Raw genomic sequence first — 19965 nt, 5'->3', positions numbered from 1 at the left:
TCAGGACTTGGTTAAGGAGGGGTGCTCCTTGTTGGACGTCAACAACTTCGAGTTTATGAAAATTGGGCTTGCTTCCCCAGACAAAATTCGTTCGTGGTCCCGCGGAGAAGTGAAGAAACCGGAAACGATCAACTACCGTACATTGAAGCCAGAAAAAGAAGGCCTGTTCTGTGAAAAGATTTTTGGCCCGACAAAGGACTGGGAATGTCATTGCGGTAAATATAAGCGTGTCCGTTATAAAGGCGTTGTCTGCGACCGCTGCGGCGTCGAAGTAACCAGAGCAAAGGTGCGCCGTGAGCGCATGGGCCATATCGAACTGGCTGCTCCGGTATCTCATATTTGGTATTTCAAAGGTATTCCGAGCCGGATGGGCTTGGCGCTGGATATGTCTCCGCGCTCCCTGGAAGAGATCATTTACTTTGCATCTTATGTAGTAACTGATCCAGGCGAGACTCCGCTGGAGAAAAAACAGCTTCTGTCCGAGAAGGAATATCGCAGCTATCGTGAAAAGTACGGATACGGGTTCCAGGCCGGTATGGGGGCTGAAGCTGTGAAGAAGCTGCTTCAGGATCTCGATATCGACAAGGAACTGGACTTCCTGAAGGAAGAGCTGCGCACGGCGCAAGGCCAACGCCGTAACCGTGCGATTAAACGTCTTGAGGTTATCGAAGCCTTCAAGAGCTCCGGCAATGAGCCAGAGTGGATGATCCTTGACGTACTGCCTGTTATTCCACCGGAATTGCGTCCGATGGTACAGCTGGATGGCGGACGTTTTGCGACATCTGACCTGAACGACCTGTATCGCCGCGTCATCAACCGGAACAACCGTTTGAAGCGCCTGCTGGATCTTGGCGCGCCAGACATTATCGTACAGAATGAAAAGCGGATGCTTCAGGAAGCTGTGGATGCCCTGATCGATAACGGCCGTCGCGGTCGTCCGGTAACGGGCCCAGGCAACCGTCCGCTGAAATCCCTCAGCCATATGTTGAAGGGTAAGCAAGGCCGCTTCCGGCAGAACCTGCTCGGTAAACGGGTTGACTATTCCGGTCGTTCCGTTATCGTCGTAGGTCCTTACCTGAAAATGTATCAATGCGGTCTGCCTAAGGAAATGGCGCTTGAATTGTTCAAGCCATTCGTTATGAAAGAATTGGTCAACAAAGGCCTTGCCCATAACATTAAGAGCGCGAAGCGTAAAGTAGAACGCGTCAGCCCAGAGGTATGGGATGTGCTCGAGGAAGTCATCAAGGAGCATCCGGTGCTTCTGAACCGTGCCCCTACGCTGCATAGACTTGGTATCCAGGCGTTCGAACCGATTCTGGTTGAAGGCCGCGCCATCCGTCTGCATCCGCTCGTATGTACGGCTTATAACGCCGACTTCGACGGTGACCAGATGGCCGTGCACGTACCGTTGTCCGCTGAGGCTCAAGCTGAGGCACGTATTCTGATGCTGGCATCGGGCAACATTCTGAATCCAAAGGACGGCAAGCCGGTCGTTACTCCTTCACAGGATATGGTTCTTGGATCCTACTACCTGACGATGGATAACAAGGACGCTCTTGGCGCAGGCATGATCCTGGGCTCTGTGAACGAAGCCTTCTCCGCATACCAACGCGGAACGGCATCGCTGCATGCTCGGGTGGCTATTCCGGCCAAGGCGCTTAACAAGACGGGCTTTACTCCGGAACAACAGGAAGCACTCTTGATTACAACGGTAGGGAAAATTATCTTCAACGAAATCTTCCCGGCAAGCTTCCCGTACATCAATGAACCTACCCGGGTTAACCTGTTCCAGGGCACTCCGGATAAATACTTTATTCATGGCAAAGGCGCTAATGTTGTCGAGCGCATTATGGAAGCTCCGCAAGCTGGCGGCGTGGGTAAAGAGTACCTCGGTGAGATCATCGGGCGTTGCTTCGAGATCTACCATACCACCGAAACTTCTGTTATTCTTGACAGAATCAAGCAAACCGGCTTCACGTATTCGACACGCGCCGGCGTTAGTATCGCCGTATCCGACGTTATCGTTCCTGACGAGAAGCAAGAGATTCTGCGCCAGTCTGATGAGAAGGTTCAGGTTATTACGACGCAATACCGTCGCGGTCTGATCACGAATGAAGAACGTTATGACCGTGTTATCGATATCTGGTCTAAAGCGAAGGATCAAATTACCGATGTGCTCATGAAATCGATGGATCGGTACAACTCCATCATGCTCATGGTGGATTCCAAGGCACGGGGTAACAAATCGCAGATCACCCAGCTGGGCGGTATGCGCGGTCTGATGGCGAACCCGTCCGGCCGGATCATCGAGCTCCCGATCAAATCGAACTTCCGTGAAGGACTTACCGTCCTCGAGTACTTCCTCTCGACGCACGGTGCCCGGAAGGGTCTTGCCGATACGGCGCTCCGTACTGCGGACTCGGGTTACCTGACTCGCCGTCTCGTTGACGTAGCGCAAGACGTGATCGTTCGTGAAGAGGATTGCGGAACGGATAAAGGCTTCACCGTCAGCGTTATCCAAGACGGCAAGGAAGTTATCGAGGATCTGTACGACCGTATCGAAGGACGTTATTCCTTTGAAACGATCAAGCATCCGCAAACAGGTGAAATCATTATTCACCGCAATGAACTGATCGACTCCGACAAGGCGCATGAAATTGTCGATGCTGGTGTCGCAAAACTGCAAATCCGTTCTGTGCTTAGCTGCCGTGCTCGTCACGGGGTATGTAAGAAGTGCTACGGCCGCAATCTGGCTACCGGCAAGCACGTTGAGATTGGTGAAGCTGTCGGCATCATCGCAGCGCAATCCATCGGGGAGCCGGGAACTCAGCTCACCATGCGTACGTTCCATACCGGTGGCGTTGCCGGAGACGATATCACTCAAGGTTTGCCGCGGATTCAGGAGCTCTTTGAAGCCCGGAACCCGAAAGGTCAAGCCACAATCAGTGAAATTGACGGCGTCATTAAGGAAATCCGCGAAGCGAAGGACCGTCGCGAAATCGAGGTTCAAGGCGAAGCGGAAACGAAGGTGTACTCCGTTACCTATGGTTCCCGCCTGCGCGTAAGCGAAGGGCAGGAGATCGAAGCGGGCGACGAGCTCACTGACGGTTCCATTGACCCGAAAGAAATTTTGCGCATCAAGGGCATCCGCGGCGTGCAGAACTATATCCTTCAGGAAGTTCAGCGCGTATACCGGAACCAGGGCGTAGAAATCAACGACAAGCATATCGAAGTTATGGTACGGCAAATGCTGCGTAAAATCCGCATCGTTGATGCTGGGGATACGCCGCTTCTGCCGGGATCCTTCGTCGATCTGTATGAATATGAAGTTGCTAACAAGAATGCGATTCTGTCCGGTCAAGAGCCTGCTGTGGCCAAACCGGTATTGCTCGGGATTACCAAAGCTTCGCTCGAGACAGATTCCTTCCTTTCCGCCGCTTCCTTCCAGGAAACGACACGCGTGCTTACCGATGCCGCGATCAAAGGCAAAGTGGATAAACTGCTCGGCCTGAAAGAGAACGTCATTATCGGTAAGCTGATCCCTGCGGGTACGGGGATGAACCGTTACCGCAGCGTTCAATTCGAAGGTCCGGAGGATCAGGAGACAAACGAAGAGAATCTGGAACCGGTGTCCGTGGAGTAGGTAATAGAATATAGCCGGCCGGCATAGCCTGACTTGAGTCAGTGCTATGCCGGTTTTTTTATATGCGATTCAGTAATAGGGAGCATTGTTATCTGGAATGGCCGGGCTCCAAAAGGAATATGCTTCTCTAAGCAGAATTAATAGATAGGATCATGTGAATTATTGATCAAGGAGGAGTGAGGTCATGACAGTGGCAATAACCCTTTCAGAGAATAAATCAGCAACGCAGATCCGAATCATGAGGGAGGATGAAGCCAAGACTGTTCAGCAATTAGGCAGACGAGCCTTCAGCAGCTTAGAGAGCCTGTTCATATCGCTGCCCAAAGAAGCTATAGTTGCAATTGAAGGAGAAAAGATTGTTGGTGCTGTGATCTTGAAGCTTCTAAAAGGGGAGCAAGGAGTACTGATTGGAGATTTCAGTGCCGGATTTGTTGATCCTGCTTGTCGAGGAAGAGGAATAGCAAGCCAGTTGTACAAAGCAGCAACAAAACGATTCTGGGAGCTAGGTTGTACCTTTATCACGGCACAAGTGAAGGATGAGAATGCCGGGTCCTGGCGAGCGCTTGAGAAAAGCGGGTTTGCAAGAGTCACTTATATGGAACTACGAAGATTGTTAGGAATAAGAGGGCTAGTGTCCGTGTTAAAATCAACGCCGACTGCGTTTGCTTATGGCATGGATTTATATTTGGCTGCAAGGACGGTACCGGTCAAGAAAAGGGCAGACTCTAATTTATTGCAGATCGCCACTTACATACTTTTAAATCTGATCATGGTTTGCACAGCATTATTGCTGAACAGGCAGCTTCACCTGGGTTGGTTCTTGCTCGCTTATGGGGCATTACTGATAGGGGAGCTTCTTTTTACCCGGATTGGGTTGATCTCGGAGCACCGATGGAACTTTCGTCTGACAAACTGCGGATTTATAATTCCCTTGCTAGTGCCGATTCTCGGCGGAGTCTTTCCTATGCTAGGCAACTGGATTCCCGAGAAATACGAGAATACTTCCAGGTTTCGGTGGATCGTGGGCGGTGGTGCCGTCATGGGCTGGATCTATCTACTTCTGACCGTTGCCCTGTCCAAATGGGTATGGACGGATCTGGAGTTCACGTCATATCTGTATCGGCTAGGCAGTATCTTATTGATCTATAAACTGCTTCCTGTATATCCATTCGAAGGCTTCGGTTCTTTGAGAGTGTATCGAATGAACAAGTTCATTTATTCCGCGATGGCTGCAATTAGTCTCGTGGTTTTATTCCTCCTTTAATACGGTTGAACTCGCATTTTCGAACAGAGAATGAGAGGCAGTGCGAAAGAGGGAGCACTAAAATTGAAAGTAGGAGCGAAAAGAATGGAATGGATTGGACGTTTGAATCAAGCACTCAATTATATCGAAGACAATCTGGATGGGGAGATCGGTTTTGAGAAAATAGCGCAAATTGCCTGTTGCTCATTCTTTCATTTTCAACGAATGTTCTCTTACATAGCAGGCATTCCCTTATCCGAATATATTCGCAGGAGAAGGATGACAGCCGCCGCCTTTGATTTGCAGACTAGCGACATCAAGATTATTGATCTGGCGCTGAAATATGGCTACGACTCTCCAACCTCTTTTAATCGGGCATTTCAGACTCTGCATGGCACTGCCCCCTCCACTGCACGTACCGAGGGCACGCCACTCAAGGCGTTTCCAAGAATTCGCATCTCAGTTTCAATTAAGGGAGAGACGGAAATGGAATACAGGATTGAGAAGAAAGAGGCATTTCGTATCGTAGGCGTAAAAGAAAGCATGGATGTAAACCTGGAGGAGAATTTTTCCAAGATCCCTCAACTCTGGCAACAGGTAGCGCAGGATGGAAATCTTATGAGGCTCGTGGAAATGATGGATCAGCCTCCTTTCAGTATCCTGGGCGTCAGTACTTGTATGAACGGAGAAAAGATGGACTACTACATTGCTGCAGCTACCAATTCACCTGCACCGGAGGGCATGTGTGAGACGATCGTTCCGGCAGGGATTTGGGCGATCTTTGAGTGTGTTGGACCGCTGCCTCATACTATGCAGGATATGCAAAGACGGATTATTACCGAGTGGCTTCCCACCTCCGGCTATGAATATGCCGATGCCCCGGACGTTGAGATATACACCAACGGGGATCAACAAGCTGCGGATTACCGATCCGAAGTATGGCTTCCAGTCGTGAAGAAAATGCAAAATCAGAACATTTAGGCTATGAAAGTGAGGAATGAAAAGTATGGTACATTTAGTGTACTGTGATAATGCGGGGAAATTGGGTGAGCGTGTACTGGATAAAATTCTGTCCGGAACAAAAACAATGATTGTAAGAGGTGCGGCTGGCCGTAAAATTCCGCATAGCCGAGTGCATGAAGGGGAAAGCATTTATTTTATGGAGAAGGGATCAGCACTTATTACTGCACTTGCTAAGGTGAAAACCGTTCAAAACTATGTAAAGCTGACAGAAGATGAAATTATAAAAACGTTAAGCGACAATCAAAGCAAGTTAAACTTAACCGAGAAGCAAAAAGAGCGATGGCGCAAAAAGTGTTTATGCCTTGTTGAATTCGAAGACGTGCAGAGAATCGATCCGCCTCTCGCCTTTGACCATCAAGGCAATATGGACGATTGGCTAATAATCGATAAGATCGAAGATGTGGTCGTTGGGACAAGCATTCCTTTTAATTATGAAAAATCAAAATTTCGAGAGAAATGAGAGCTATTCTAATAAGATATGAATGAAGATTCTCTTTCAATAATCTGCTTGACATCGCCTATCCGGAGTGATAATATATCAAAGTGCGTGAGTTCGTGTACACCCTGTGCTTTGGAGGACAATGCGTATGTCTAATGATAAAGGACTACAGGATGCCCATATCAAGATCGGCACCAAGCAGACGATGCGAATGGTCGAGCTTGGTCTCGCTGAAGAAGTATATGTGGCAGAAGATGCAGATCCGCGCCTGACATCGAAGATCATTGCGCTTTGTAATCAGTGCGGCGTCAAGCTGACGCTGGTGGATACGATGCACAATCTCGGCAAGGCTTGCGGGATTGAGGTCGGGGCGGCAATGGCGGCAATCGTAAAACCATAGCTGAAAGAACTGTTTTTGCAGCAAGGGGTCTATCCCTCTGGCAAAAACTTTTCATTTGTTCTTTTATGAACCGCCTGGGTCTGTGGGCTTAAAAAAGTGGTTTATAAGGAAACATGAATATTGAGGAAGGGGGTGGCAACAACATGCCAACAATTAACCAGCTCGTCCGTAAAGGACGTCAAGACAAAGTGTACAAGTCCAAGTCGCCAGCATTGCAAAGAGGTTTTAACGCCTTGAAGCGTGAGGCTACTGATCTGAGCTCCCCGCAAAAACGCGGTGTGTGCACACGTGTAGGTACAATGACTCCTAAGAAACCGAACTCCGCACTTCGTAAATATGCCCGTGTTCGCTTGACGAACCGTGTAGAGGTGACGGCTTACATTCCAGGTATCGGTCACAACCTGCAAGAGCACAGCGTTGTATTGATTCGCGGTGGCCGGGTCAAGGACCTTCCAGGGGTACGTTATCACATCGTACGTGGAGCACTTGATACAGCAGGCGTTAACAACCGTATGCAAGCTCGTTCGAAATACGGTGCTAAGCGTCCTAAAGCCAAGAAATAAAATCCTAAGCTAATGCCAACATTAGTTTATTGAACCGAACAAGGTTTGGATTATTACTGAAAGGGGGATAACTATGCCACGCAAAGGTCCAGTTACGAAGAGAGATGTGTTGCCGGATCCGGTGTATAACAGCAAGCTTGTTACTCGCTTGATCAACCGCATCATGCTCGACGGTAAACGTGGAGTTGCTCAAAGCATTCTGTATAATGCGTTCAACCTGATTCAAGAACGTACCGGGAATGACCCTATGGAAGTATTTGAAGCAGCTTTGAAAAATATCATGCCTGTATTGGAAGTTAAGGCTCGTCGTGTGGGCGGTGCCAACTACCAAGTGCCTATCGAAGTAAAACCGGAAAGACGTACATCCTTGGGATTACGTTGGCTCGTGAACTACTCCCGCAACCGCGGTGAGAAGACGATGGAAGAGCGTTTGGCTGCTGAGATCATCGATGCATCCAACAACACAGGCGCTTCTGTTAAGAAACGCGAAGATACGCACAAGATGGCCGAAGCGAACAAAGCGTTCGCACACTACCGCTGGTAGGATTCGGTTTTACATTCTAAATTTATATTTTGAAGGGAGACAAATCCATGGCAAGAGAGTTCTCCTTGAAAAATACACGTAACATCGGGATCATGGCGCATATTGACGCCGGTAAGACAACTACAACGGAACGTATTTTGTTCTATACAGGCATTACGCACAAAATCGGGGAAGTTCACGAGGGTGCTGCAACAATGGACTGGATGGAGCAAGAGCAGGAGCGCGGGATTACGATTACATCCGCTGCTACTACCGCTTCCTGGAAGGGTCACCGCGTAAATATCATCGATACCCCGGGGCACGTTGACTTCACTGTTGAAGTTGAACGTTCCCTACGTGTATTGGACGGGGCAGTAGGCGTTTTCAGTGCGAAAGAAGGCGTTGAGCCTCAGTCAGAAACTGTTTGGAGACAGGCTGACAAGTATAGCGTTCCTCGGATCGCTTATGTTAATAAAATGGATATCATCGGTGCGGACTACCTGAACGTTGTCAATGATATGCGCGAGCGTCTGCAAGCGAACGCAGTTGCAATCCAACTGCCGATCGGTGCAGAAAGCGACTTTGTCGGTATTATCGACATTGTTGAGCAAAAAGCGTATATGTACAAAGACGACCTGGGTCAAAACATCGAAGAAACCGAAATTCCTGCCGATTACCAAGCGAAGGTTGAAGAACTTCGTGCGGAGTTGGTAGAAAAGGTTGCAGAGCTTGACGAAGAATTAACAATGAAATACCTTGAAGGTGAAGAAATCACTGTTGGAGAACTGAAAGCAGCTCTTCGTAAAGGTGTAGTAGATGTTAAGATCTTCCCTGTAGTCTGCGGTTCTTCTTACCGTAATAAAGGGATTCAGCTAGTATTGGACGCTGTTGTAGATTATCTGCCGGCTCCGATCGACATCCCAAGCATCAAGGGTCATCTGGAAGACGGTTCCGAAGTAGAGCGTCACTCCTCTGACGAAGAGCCATTCTCCGCGTTGGCATTTAAGATTATGACTGACCCTTACGTGGGTAAGCTGACGTTCTTCCGCGTGTACTCCGGTATTCTGCAATCCGGTTCGTATGTGCTGAATGCAACAAAAGGCAAGCGTGAGCGGATCGGACGTATTCTGCAAATGCACGCCAACAGCCGTAAAGAAATCACCGAAGTTTATTCGGGTGATATCGCAGCAGCTGTAGGTTTGAAAGATACGGGAACAGGTGATACACTGTGTGATGAGAAGGCTCCGGTTATTCTCGAATCCATGAACTTCCCTGATCCGGTTATCGAAATCGCCGTTGAACCTAAGACAAAAGCTGACCAGGATAAAATGGGCGTTGCCCTCGGCAAGCTGACTGAAGAAGATCCTACGCTTCGTGCTCATACTGATGAAGAAACTGGCCAAACGATCCTTGCAGGTATGGGTGAGCTTCACCTGGATATCATCATCGACCGTATGCGCCGCGAATTCAAGGTTGAGACAAACGTAGGTAAACCTCAGGTTGCTTATCGTGAAACGTTCAAGGCTCCTGCTCGCGTCGAAGGTAAATTCGTGCGTCAATCCGGTGGTCGTGGTCAATACGGTCACGTATGGGTTGAATTTGAACCATTGGAGCCAGGAAGCGGTAACCAGTTCGAAAGTAAGATTGTCGGCGGTTCCGTACCGAGAGAATATATCGCTCCTGCGCAACAAGGTATCGAAGAAGCCATGAAGAACGGTGTCCTTGCAGGCTTCCCATTGGTAGACGTTAAGGCAACCATCGTTGATGGTTCCTACCATGACGTTGACTCCAGTGAAATGGCGTTTAAGATCGCCGGTTCCATGGCGCTTAAAGCTGCTAAGGAAAAGTGCCAAGCTGTATTGCTTGAGCCAATCATGAAGGTTGAAGTAACGGTTCCTGAGGAGTACATGGGTGACGTTATGGGTATGCTGAACTCCCGCCGCGGACGGATCGAAGGTATGGATTCCCGTGGTGGCGCTCAAATTATCCGTGCGAAGGTGCCTCTCTCCGAAATGTTCGGTTACTCGACGACTCTGCGCTCCGGTACACAAGGACGCGGCGTGTTCTCGATGGAGCTGTCTCACTATGAAGAAGTTCCTAGAACCATCGCCGAGGAAATTGTGTCTAAGCACAAAGGCGGAGAATAATATTAGTATCTGCTGACCGGGGGCTTGATCTTCTTAAAGAGCTCCGGCTCCCTGGTTAGTCCAACATAACAATCCATATTTTAAGGAGGAAATGTTTAAAATGGCAAAGGCTAAATACGAACGTACAAAACCGCATGTTAACATCGGTACAATCGGTCACGTTGACCATGGTAAAACTACTCTGACTGCAGCCATTACGACTGTATTGTCTAAAACTTACGGCGGTGCTGCTATCGCATTCGACCAAATCGACAAAGCTCCAGAAGAGCGCGAACGCGGTATCACAATTTCTACTTCCCACGTAGAATACGAATCCGCTAACCGCCACTATGCACACGTTGACTGCCCAGGGCACGCCGACTATGTTAAAAACATGATCACCGGCGCTGCTCAAATGGACGGAGCAATCCTGGTTGTATCCGCAGCTGACGGCCCAATGCCGCAAACTCGCGAGCACATCCTGTTGTCCCGTAACGTAGGCGTTCCTTACATCGTTGTATTCTTGAACAAATGCGACATGGTTGAAGACGCTGAACTGATCGAACTCGTTGAAATGGAAGTTCGCGACCTGCTTAACGAATATGAATTCCCTGGTGATGATACTCCAATCATCCAAGGTTCCGCTCGTGAAGCTCTTCAAAACCCTGATGGCGATTGGGCTAAGAAAATCGTTGAAATGTTCGAAATCATCGACGAGTACATCCCTCTTCCAGAGCGTCCAGTGGACAAACCGTTCCTGATGCCTGTCGAAGACGTGTTCTCCATCACTGGCCGTGGTACAGTTGCTACGGGTCGTGTAGAACGCGGTACTGTTAAAGTCGGCGATGAAATCGAAATCGTTGGTATCAAGGAAGAAACTAAGAAATCCGTCGTTACAGGCGTTGAAATGTTCCGTAAATTGCTCGATTCCGCTCAAGCGGGCGACAACATCGGCGCATTGCTCCGCGGTGTAGACCGTAACCAAATCGAACGCGGTCAAGTATTGGCTAAGCCGGCTTCCGTTAATCCGCATACTGAGTTCTCCGCTCAAGTATACGTATTGACTAAAGAAGAAGGCGGACGTCATAAGCCTTTCTTCACTGGCTACCGTCCACAATTCTATTTCCGTACAACTGACGTAACAGGTGTTATCAACCTGCCTGAAGGTACTGAAATGGTTATGCCTGGCGACAACATCGAGGTTACAGTACAACTGATCAGCCCAATCGCGATCGAAGAAGGAACTCGCTTCTCCATTCGTGAAGGCGGACGTACAGTTGGATCTGGCGCCGTTGTTACCATCAGCAAATAAGACTTGTCTTATTCAAAAAGCCCGCTCATTCGAGCGGGCTTTTTTGCGCCGCGGAGAGTATTGCGGAATAATGTCGAATCATGCTGAAAATTTCTTTACAATGGTAATTTTCATTTGTATAATCCTCTCGAAAGAGTATTTAAAAATTTAACTATTCGAGAGAAGGTTGATCGCAATGAAATGGCCGTTTTCAATGCTGCACTCATCATCTTCTGAAAGTAAGTCTGCGGATTCACAGCCAGCGATTTCAGATAGTCCAAATTCTCTTGTGCATAATAATACTCTTATAATGCCCGACAGTCAGTCTGAAATTGGGGAGCAATTAAGAATGATTCATTTCGGGGAAAAGGACGTTCTAATTCTGCGATTGATGCAGCCCTTGGTGGAACGACGCATTGACGGGATTGTAGATGTGTTCTATCAATCTATCCTCGAGGTATCCAAATTGGAGGAAATGATCCGCAGTCATAGTACGATTGAGCGGCTTAAGCTCACTTTGAAGCGGCATCTGCTGGAGATGTTCTCCTCCGACATAGATGATGAATTTGTGGAAAAGCGGCTGCAGATTGCAAAGGTGCATAAGCGTATCGGGCTGGAGCCCAAGTGGTATCTATCTGCATTTCAGAACTTGCAAAATGCATTTCTGCAAATGCTGCATAATGAGGTGAAGGATGAGGCGCAGCTGCTGGACATGATCAAAACCATCTCCAAGCTATTCAGCGTGGAGCAGCAACTTGTGCTAGAAGCCTATGAAAGAGAAAATATCAAGGAAAAAGAGCAGCAATACGAGCTAGTGAAAAGCGAGCTTAAAAATAAAATCAGCACCTTCAGTGAGGAGCTGGAGGATTTAAGTCTTTCCACGAATGCTGCAGTGGAAGAGCTCGTCTCAAGCGGGAATGAAGTGAATCAAGCGATCCGGAAATCCTCGGAAGCCTCTCAGCTTGCTCAGGAGCAAGCCGAGCAAGGCGGACAAATTTTGTCCCGATTGCAAGAGCATATTCAGGAAATTCATTTCAGGATGGAAGCTATGGAAGCAGCCGTTAAGGAGCTGAATCTGTCGTCCGGCAAGATTCGGAATGTTGTTCTCGCTGTAGAAGAGATCGCCAGTCAGATCAAGCTGCTGTCATTAAACGCTTCTATTGAAGCGGCAAGAGCAGGTGAACAAGGCAGAGGGTTTGCTGTTGTGGCTAAAGAGGTCAATAAGCTCTCCGAAGAAGCGAAGCTGACGGTTGTACAGATTGCAGCCCTTATTCGTCAGTCCGTGGATATGACGGGACAAGTAGTGGATGAAATAGAAGAGGTGCGGCATCTGGCAGATCAGGGAATGAGTCATTCAGGCGAAAGCGGCGAGATGTTCAGGCATATCCTGGCTTCCACTCAGAACAGTGTCCATGAGGTAAGTATGCTAGAGGCTCAAATACAGGATTTGATCTATACAATAGAAGGAATCGGAATTTCAACGGCAACGGTAGCTGAATCGGCTGAGCGGCTTAACCGGATATCGAGCCAGTTATGATCTGTTGAGACAGCAGTTTTATATAGAAGAGATACTGTTAGGGGGGGCTGCGTAGAGTAATGCTCTTACGATCGCTGTTGTCATCGGATTGCTTTGATTGAATAAGATCGCTAAGAGGCAGCAATCCGCTCACAAAGGCGAACGCTGACGCTTCTTCAGCACATTACTCTACTCCGTTACAGCAGTATTTCTCAATAGTAAAAAGGCTGTCTCGCTAGATAACAATCTGCCTTCTTATTGAAGATAAAGATAAACATAACTGCGTAGAGTAATGTTCTTACGATTCGGTCGCAATGGCGCGAATTTAGTGAAATTTCTTCCCTTACATTCTCCGTTCGGCGCTCGAACCTACCTGTAGTGAAAAAACTTGCCTTAGATCTCCAGTAACTTGAAAAATCCATGGTTTACTCAACTTTAAGCTCAAAAATTTCACTATATCCGTATTTCTACCATTTCCACTGATTTTAAGGTAAGCTTTTTCACTGCATGCGTGTGATACGTATTGCGTGTGGTCGAACGACCACATCATGTTGCGAAACACCCCGCGCTGAGATTTGCGCACGGTGCGATGGGGGATTGATAACTTGGCGGATTTTGCAGAATCTGCCTGGGATAGTTCTTGCTATGTAAGTTTAGTTGTAAATACAGGCACCTATCCGATGGAGATAGGGTATTGTCCGTATTCTGTTTGTAAATGCATTAGCGTCATAAAGAGGGGGGCAGTGCCATCCGGCACATGCAAAGCCGAGTTCAATAACCTGCGTAATAAGGGTATGAGTGTGAAGGTTGCTGCAGAAGCGGAGCGGTCGCCTTTGTGAGCGGATTTCTCCCTTGGTAGAACTTAGTTAAATCTAAGAATTCACATGTTACCCTCGCACGCAGCATCATTAGTTTGCTTTATATCGATTGCTGTCACATTCGTATAGAAAGAGGCCGTCTCGCTAGATCCAGGATCTATTGAGATGGCCCTTATTATATAGAAGGTAGTCGTCACATCATCTCCAGGGAACGCATTTATCTCAGCAAATCCCTGCTGCAAACAATTTAAAAAATCACTTGCTATGGGCCGGGCTTTTCTATATAATAATGAATGTTGTTCTGTGACTGTGCGATGATGTGAGAGGTTACTGACACACCCGGCCCCTTTGCCATGGGAGAGTGGTCAGAAAATTTTCACGGAGTATGTCCGATACTAAATTGGGCGATAGAAGGAGGGACTAAAATGGCAAAGCAAAAAATTCGTATTCGTTTGAAAGCTTACGACCACAGAATTCTTGATCAATCCGCAGAGAAAATCGTTGAAACAGCAAAACGTTCGGGTGCAGGTGTTTCCGGACCGATTCCGCTGCCAACCGAGAAGCAAGTGATTACTATTCTCCGCGCGGTACACAAGTACAAGGATTCCCGGGAGCAATTCGAGCAACGCACTCATAAGCGTCTGATCGACATTGTTAATCCGACTCCACAAACTGTGGATGCCTTGATGCGCTTGGACCTGCCGTCCGGTGTAGATATCGAAATCAAATTGTAATCCCATTATGTAATGGAATAGGAAAGGAAAAGAGGTGTCAACATGAAAGGTATCTTAGGGAAAAAGCTTGGAATGACTCAAGTATTTACTCCGGAAGGGAACGTAGTTCCTGTAACGGTTATCGAAGCTAGTGGCAACGTAGTTCTTCAAAAGAAAGACCTGGAGAACGATGGCTACGAAGCGATCCAGCTCGGCTACTCCGATAAGAAGGAAGCGAGAGCTAACAAACCTGAAGTAGGCCATGCTAAAAAGGCTGGTGCTGCTCCTAAGCGCTACGTTCGCGAAATTCGCGGTGTTGATCTGGGAGGATTCGAGGTTGGCCAAGAGGTCAAGGTCGATATTTTTGCAGAGGGCGAATTTGTTGACGTAACGGGTATTTCCAAAGGTAAAGGATTCCAAGGTAACATCAAGCGTTGGGGACAAAGCCGCGGTCCTATGTCGCACGGCTCCCGTTATCATCGCAGACCGGGCTCCATGGGTTCGATTCAAGCGAACCGCGTTCCGAAGGGCAAGCACCTTCCAGGACACATGGGCAGCGAAACGGTTACGATTCAACGCCTTGAAGTGGTGAAGGTCGATGTAGAACGTAATGTTCTGCTTGTAAAAGGCTCGATCCCTGGTCCTAAAAATAGCTTTGTAAAAGTAAAACAAACCATTAAGAAATAATTGACGAAAGAAAGGAGGAACAACAAATGCCAAAAGTAGCACTATTTAATGTTAGTGGTAGCCAAGTTGGCGAAGTTGAGCTGAACGACGCAGTATTCGGTATCGAACCTAATACTCATGTTCTTCATGAAGCAGTCGTTATGCAGCGCGCTTCCCTGCGTTTTGGTACCCATAAAGTAAAAGGACGCTCTGAAGTTCGTGGCGGCGGTCGTAAACCTTGGAAGCAAAAAGGTACGGGTCGTGCTCGTCAAGGCTCTATCCGCTCTCCACAATGGGTAGGCGGTGGTGTGGTATTCGGACCAACTCCACGCAGCTATTCCTACAAATTGCCGAAGAAAGTACGTCGTTTGGCGATCAAATCGGCTCTTTCCGCAAAAGTGATCGATCAGGACATCATCGTATTGGATGCATTGGCTCTGAACGCTCCTAAGACGAAAGAATTCGCAGCGATTTTGAACAACCTGAAGGTTGATCGTAAAGCTCTCGTTGTAGCTCCTTCTTATGATGATAACGTGGCGCTTTCCGCTCGTAACATTCCGGGTGTGAAATTCGTAGCGGCTGACGGCATTAATGTTCTTGATGTGCTCTCGCACGACAAGCTGATCATTACGAAGGAAGCAGTTCAGAAGGTAGAGGAGGTGCTCGCGTAATGAAAGATCCTCGTGATATTATCAAGCGTCCGGTGATTACGGAACGTACGGCTGACTACATGAACGAACTGAAATATGTGTTCGAAGTAGACATCAAAGCTAACAAGACCGAAATCAAGAAAGCTGTAGAAGCGATCTTTAATGTAAAAGTGAGCAATGTAAATACCTTGCGTGTACCTGCCAAGCCTAAACGTTACGGACGTCACTTCGGATATACTCCGGAATGGAAGAAAGCGTTCGTTACTTTGGCGGAAGGCAGCAAGCCGCTTGAGTTCTTTGAATCGGTATAAAAATCGTTAAAGTAAGGAGGGAAATCTAGTGCCTATCAAAAAGTTCAAACCGACATCTCCGGCGAGACGCGGTATGTCCGTATCGACATTCGAAGAGATCACCACGGATCAACCGGAGAAATCTTTGCTGGCTCCGCTGAGCAAAACAGCTGGCCGCAACAACCAAGGTAAAATTACGGTTCGTCACCATGGCGGCGGACATAAGCGTAAATACCGCATCATCGACTTCAAACGGAACAAAGATGGAATTCCAGGCCGCGTTGCTACAATCGAGTATGACCCGAACCGGACTTCCAACATCGCTTTGATCCATTATGCAGACGGTGAAAAACGTTACATCCTGGCTCCTAAAGGCCTGAAGGTTGGCGACGTAATCGAGTCTGGCGTGGGTTCCGACATCAAAATCGGTAACGCATTGCCGCTTGAAAATATTCCTGTAGGTACAGTAATCCACAACATTGAGTTGAAGCCTGGTAAAGGCGGACAATTGGTCCGTGCTGCCGGCACAGAAGCTCAATTGCTGGGTAAAGAAGAGAAGTATGTAACGATCCGCCTTTCCTCTGGCGAAGTTCGTAAGGTTCTGAAAGTTTGCCGCGCTACTATCGGTGCTGTAGGCAACGGTGACCACGAGCTCATCAAGATTGGTAAAGCCGGACGCAGCCGTTGGCTCGGACAACGTCCTGAAGTTCGCGGTGTCGTCATGAACCCTAACGATCACCCTCACGGTGGTGGTGAAGGCCGCGCTCCGATCGGACGTAAATCTCCATTGTCTCCTTGGGGCAAACCGACCCTTGGTTACAAGACTCGTAAAAAAGGTAAAGCATCCGATAAATATATCGTTCGCCGCCGCACGAAGTAATCCGCGCTTAGCGGATCGCTTCGCGGCAGGGGATGAACTGAGGATTCAAGCAGCGTAACGAAGGGAGGATAAATAAATGAGTCGCAGTCTTAAAAAAGGTCCATTTATCGATGGATACCTGCTCAAGAAAGTGGAAGAAGTGAACGCTTCGAACAAGAAGGTCGTGATCAAGACTTGGTCCCGTCGTTCCACCATCTTCCCGCAATTCATTGGCCATACGTTCGGTGTATATGACGGCCGCAAGCATGTTCCGGTTTATGTGACTGAGGATATGGTTGGACACAAGTTGGGTGAGTTCGCTCCAACGCGTACCTACAAAGGTCATACGGACGACGATAAGAAAACGAGACGCTAATAACGATAAGTTCTTCGTTTGAGAGGAGGTAACACACATGGAAGCTAAAGCATCTGCAAATCAAGTGCGCATCGCCCCGCGTAAGGCTCAACTCGTTGTCGATTTGATCCGCGGCAAGCAAGTTGGCGACGCGATCGCGATTCTCCGCCACACGCCAAAGGCGGCTTCCCCGATTGTGGAGAAGCTTTTGAACTCGGCGATTGCCAATGCTGAACATAACTATTCTATGGATGTAAATAAATTGGTTGTTACACAGGCTTACGTAAACCAAGGTCCGACAATGAAGCGTTTCCGCCCTCGTGCAATGGGACGTGCAAGCCGGATCAACAAACGCACCAGCCACATTACTTTGGTGGTATCCGAAAAATAAGGAGGGAAAACGTGTGGGCCAAAAGGTAAATCCGGTCGGATTGCGGGTAGGTATTATCCGTGATTGGGAATCGAAATGGTACGCAGGCAAAGATTTTGGTGATCTTCTGCTTGAAGACGTGAAAATCCGTGAATACTTGAAAAATAAATTGAAAGACTCCGCTGTATCTCGTATTGAGATCGAGAGAGCGGCAAGTCGCGTGAACGTGACTATCCACACTGCAAAGCCGGGTATGGTAATCGGTAAAGGCGGTTCGGAAGTTGAAAACCTCCGCAATGAGATCACTAAGATCGCTGGCGGCAAAAAAGTTCACATCAACATTTCCGAAATCAAACACCCTGATCTTGACGCGATTCTTGTCGCAGAAAGCATTGCACAACAACTGGAACGTCGTGTTTCTTTCCGTCGTGCGCTGAAACAAGCGATTCAAAGAACAATGCGTTCGGGAGCAAAAGGGATTAAGACAGCAGTCAGCGGTCGTCTCGGCGGTGCTGAAATTGCTCGTACAGAAGGCTACAGTGAAGGAACTGTTCCACTTCATACGCTCCGCGCCGACATTGATTACGGTACGGCAGAAGCTCATACGACTTATGGACGTATCGGCGTAAAAGTATGGATCTATCGTGGAGAGGTTCTTCCTACGGCTAAGAAACAACAAGCTGTTCAGGAAGGAGGCAACTAATCATGTTGGTACCTAAACGTGTAAAACACCGCAAGCAACAACGCGGTAATATGAGAGGCCAAGCTAAAGGCGGCACTGAATTGAACTTCGGTGAATACGGCTTGCAAGCTTTGGAGCCTACTTGGATTACGAACCGTCAAATCGAAGCAGCGCGTATCGCGATGACTCGTTACATCAAGCGTGGCGGTAAAGTATGGATTAAGATTTTCCCTGACAAGCCGATTACTCAAAAGCCTCTTGAAGTCCGGATGGGTAGCGGTAAAGGTAACGTAGAAAAATGGGTCGCAGTTGTGAAGCCTGGTAAGATCATGTTCGAGCTTGCCGGTGTACCGGAGGAAATCGCGCGTGAAGCTATGCGTCTTGCCGCCCACAAACTGCCGATCAAAACGAAGTTTGTGAAACGTGAAGAATTGGGTGGTGAAGCAAATGAAAGCTAATGAACTTCGCAACTTAACCACTGCTGAGATTGAACAAAAAGTCGCAGGCTTTAAAGAAGAACTCTTTAACCTTCGTTTTCAATTGGCTACGGGCCAACTTGACAACCCGACTCGGATCCGCGATGTGCGTAAGGAAATAGCTCGTGCTAAAACCGTATTACGTGAAAGAGAACTTGGGATCATCAGTTAATTAACGCGCGCAGCGTGAAGCAAAGCGCCTAAGTCCAGGAAGGAGGCTAACCATGAGCGAAGAGCGCAACAGCCGTAAAGTGCAAATTGGTAAAGTCGTCAGCGACAAGATGGATAAGACAATCGTCGTTGCTGTTGAAACCTATAAGAAGCATGATCTGTACCACAAACGCATTAAGTATACGAAGAAATTCAAAGCGCATGATGAGAACAACACTGCGCAAATCGGTGATACTGTGAAGATTGCTGAGACTCGTCCTTTGTCTAAAGACAAGCGTTGGAGACTCGTTGAAATCGTTGAGAAAGCAGTAATCATCTAATAGCAGGATAGCTTAGACTGAAAGGAGGAACTTTCCATGATTCAACCATTTACACGTTTGCAAGTTGCAGACAACTCCGGCGCGAAGGAATTGATGTGTATTCGTGTTCTGGGCGGTACGGGTCGTCGCACGGCTCAAATCGGTGACCTGATCGTATGCTCTGTGAAACAAGCAACACCAGGGGGCGTTGTCAAAAAAGGTGATGTAGTCAAAGCGGTTGTTGTTCGCACAAAGCGTTCAGTTCGCCGTAAAGACGGTTCTTACATCGCATTTGATGAGAACGCAGCGGTGGTAGTGAAAGAAGACAAGAGCCCACGCGGTACTCGTATTTTCGGACCTGTTGCTCGTGAACTGCGCGACAGAGATTTCATGAAAATCGTTTCCTTGGCTCCGGAAGTTATCTAATACGCCCCGGCGTAAGGGGATTGTTTAATAAGCCGACGAAACAGGAGGTGTAAGTGAAATGCCAAGATTGAAAAAAGTTCTGGAATCCCACAACAACAAGCTGCATGTCAAGAAGGACGATAACGTTATCGTGATCTCCGGTAAGGACAAAGGCAAGAAGGGCCGCGTTATCGCTGCTTATCCACGTGAAAACCGCGTGCTGGTTGAAGGTGTGAACATGGTGAAGAAACACCAGAAGCCGAACCAACTCAACCCGCAAGGCGGCATCATCGAAAAGGAAGCTCCGATTCACGTATCGAACGTTATGCACGTTGATCCTAAGAGCGGAAAAGTAACCCGTATCGGTTACAAGGTATTGGACAACGGCAAGAAGGTTCGCGTTGCGAAGAGATCCGGAGAAGTGATCGATTAATCCAGGAACGA

Annotated in this window: 23 protein-coding genes; all 23 read left to right on the top strand. The window is 48.1% G+C overall.

The features are described from left to right. Positions 1–28: 28 nt before the first annotated feature. The gene (rpoC, locus tag TX85_RS24395; RefSeq protein ID WP_044482531.1) at positions 29–3643 is read left to right on the top strand and encodes a DNA-directed RNA polymerase subunit beta'; all 3615 of its coding nucleotides are present in this window, start codon (positions 29–31) and stop codon (positions 3641–3643) included. Positions 3644–3827: 184 nt separating this feature from the next. Beyond that, positions 3828–4907, top strand: a complete 1080-nt coding sequence (locus TX85_RS24390) for a GNAT family N-acetyltransferase (RefSeq protein WP_044482530.1) — start codon at positions 3828–3830, stop codon at positions 4905–4907. A gap of 84 nt (positions 4908–4991) precedes the next feature. Further along, on the top strand, positions 4992–5867 hold the full coding sequence (locus tag TX85_RS24385; protein WP_044482529.1) for an AraC family transcriptional regulator: 876 nt from the start codon (positions 4992–4994) through the stop codon (positions 5865–5867). 16 nt (positions 5868–5883) lie between these two features. Next, positions 5884–6369 (top strand): hypothetical protein, encoded by a 486-nt coding sequence (locus TX85_RS24380; protein WP_233500856.1) that lies wholly within the window; start codon positions 5884–5886, stop codon positions 6367–6369. Positions 6370–6496: 127 nt separating this feature from the next. Next, complete coding sequence (locus tag TX85_RS24375) at positions 6497–6748, top strand: ribosomal L7Ae/L30e/S12e/Gadd45 family protein (protein WP_044482527.1); 252 nt, start codon at positions 6497–6499, stop codon at positions 6746–6748. 143 nt (positions 6749–6891) lie between these two features. After that, complete coding sequence (rpsL, locus tag TX85_RS24370; protein ID WP_009226633.1) at positions 6892–7311, top strand: 30S ribosomal protein S12; 420 nt, start codon at positions 6892–6894, stop codon at positions 7309–7311. Positions 7312–7384: 73 nt separating this feature from the next. Next, positions 7385–7855: a 30S ribosomal protein S7 gene (gene rpsG, locus TX85_RS24365; RefSeq protein WP_044482526.1), complete on the top strand. Its 471-nt coding sequence runs from the start codon at positions 7385–7387 to the stop codon at positions 7853–7855. A gap of 47 nt (positions 7856–7902) precedes the next feature. Continuing rightward, positions 7903–9981 carry an elongation factor G gene (gene fusA / locus TX85_RS24360; protein ID WP_044482525.1) on the top strand — a complete coding sequence of 693 codons (2079 nt, stop codon included), beginning with the start codon at positions 7903–7905 and terminating at the stop codon, positions 9979–9981. 100 nt (positions 9982–10081) lie between these two features. Continuing rightward, positions 10082–11272 carry an elongation factor Tu gene (tuf, locus tag TX85_RS24355; protein WP_044482524.1) on the top strand — a complete coding sequence of 397 codons (1191 nt, stop codon included), beginning with the start codon at positions 10082–10084 and terminating at the stop codon, positions 11270–11272. A 175-nt stretch (positions 11273–11447) separates the two neighbouring features. Further along, entirely contained in the window at positions 11448–12788 is a 1341-nt protein-coding gene (locus tag TX85_RS24350) for a protoglobin domain-containing protein (RefSeq protein WP_081671876.1), read from the top strand. A 1222-nt stretch (positions 12789–14010) separates the two neighbouring features. Next, entirely contained in the window at positions 14011–14319 is a 309-nt protein-coding gene (gene rpsJ, locus TX85_RS24345) for a 30S ribosomal protein S10 (protein WP_009226637.1), read from the top strand. 42 nt (positions 14320–14361) lie between these two features. Further along, entirely contained in the window at positions 14362–14985 is a 624-nt protein-coding gene (gene rplC, locus TX85_RS24340; RefSeq protein ID WP_044482523.1) for a 50S ribosomal protein L3, read from the top strand. A 26-nt stretch (positions 14986–15011) separates the two neighbouring features. Continuing rightward, positions 15012–15635: a 50S ribosomal protein L4 gene (gene rplD, locus TX85_RS24335; RefSeq protein WP_044482522.1), complete on the top strand. Its 624-nt coding sequence runs from the start codon at positions 15012–15014 to the stop codon at positions 15633–15635. Continuing rightward, positions 15635–15925 carry a 50S ribosomal protein L23 gene (gene rplW / locus TX85_RS24330; RefSeq protein ID WP_044482521.1) on the top strand — a complete coding sequence of 97 codons (291 nt, stop codon included), beginning with the start codon at positions 15635–15637 and terminating at the stop codon, positions 15923–15925. The genes rplD and rplW overlap by 1 nt, the downstream gene beginning before the upstream one ends. A gap of 28 nt (positions 15926–15953) precedes the next feature. Then, entirely contained in the window at positions 15954–16784 is an 831-nt protein-coding gene (rplB, locus tag TX85_RS24325; RefSeq protein WP_044482520.1) for a 50S ribosomal protein L2, read from the top strand. A gap of 76 nt (positions 16785–16860) precedes the next feature. Next, a complete protein-coding gene (gene rpsS / locus TX85_RS24320; protein WP_044482519.1) occupies positions 16861–17139 on the top strand; it encodes a 30S ribosomal protein S19 in 279 nt (92 codons plus the stop codon). Positions 17140–17176: 37 nt separating this feature from the next. Then, on the top strand, positions 17177–17509 hold the full coding sequence (gene rplV, locus TX85_RS24315) for a 50S ribosomal protein L22 (RefSeq protein ID WP_044482518.1): 333 nt from the start codon (positions 17177–17179) through the stop codon (positions 17507–17509). A 13-nt stretch (positions 17510–17522) separates the two neighbouring features. Beyond that, a complete protein-coding gene (rpsC, locus tag TX85_RS24310) occupies positions 17523–18191 on the top strand; it encodes a 30S ribosomal protein S3 (protein ID WP_044482517.1) in 669 nt (222 codons plus the stop codon). Between the two features lie 2 nt (positions 18192–18193). Beyond that, on the top strand, positions 18194–18628 hold the full coding sequence (gene rplP, locus TX85_RS24305; protein ID WP_044482516.1) for a 50S ribosomal protein L16: 435 nt from the start codon (positions 18194–18196) through the stop codon (positions 18626–18628). Further along, complete coding sequence (gene rpmC, locus TX85_RS24300; protein ID WP_044482515.1) at positions 18618–18818, top strand: 50S ribosomal protein L29; 201 nt, start codon at positions 18618–18620, stop codon at positions 18816–18818. The genes rplP and rpmC overlap by 11 nt, the downstream gene beginning before the upstream one ends. A 52-nt stretch (positions 18819–18870) precedes the next feature. Next, positions 18871–19137, top strand: coding sequence for a 30S ribosomal protein S17 (gene rpsQ, locus TX85_RS24295; RefSeq protein ID WP_044482514.1), 267 nt, complete (start codon positions 18871–18873; stop codon positions 19135–19137). A gap of 36 nt (positions 19138–19173) precedes the next feature. After that, positions 19174–19542, top strand: coding sequence for a 50S ribosomal protein L14 (gene rplN, locus TX85_RS24290; protein ID WP_044482513.1), 369 nt, complete (start codon positions 19174–19176; stop codon positions 19540–19542). 58 nt (positions 19543–19600) lie between these two features. Next, positions 19601–19954, top strand: coding sequence for a 50S ribosomal protein L24 (gene rplX / locus TX85_RS26450; protein ID WP_081671875.1), 354 nt, complete (start codon positions 19601–19603; stop codon positions 19952–19954). The last annotated feature ends 11 nt before the right edge of the window (positions 19955–19965 follow it).

Origin of the sequence: Paenibacillus antibioticophila (assembly GCF_000455265.1) — a bacterium.
GTDB lineage: Bacteria > Bacillota > Bacilli > Paenibacillales > Paenibacillaceae > Fontibacillus > Fontibacillus antibioticophila.
The sequence above is the reverse complement of the archived record's forward strand: the minus strand, read 5'-3'. Positions and strand labels throughout refer to the sequence as shown.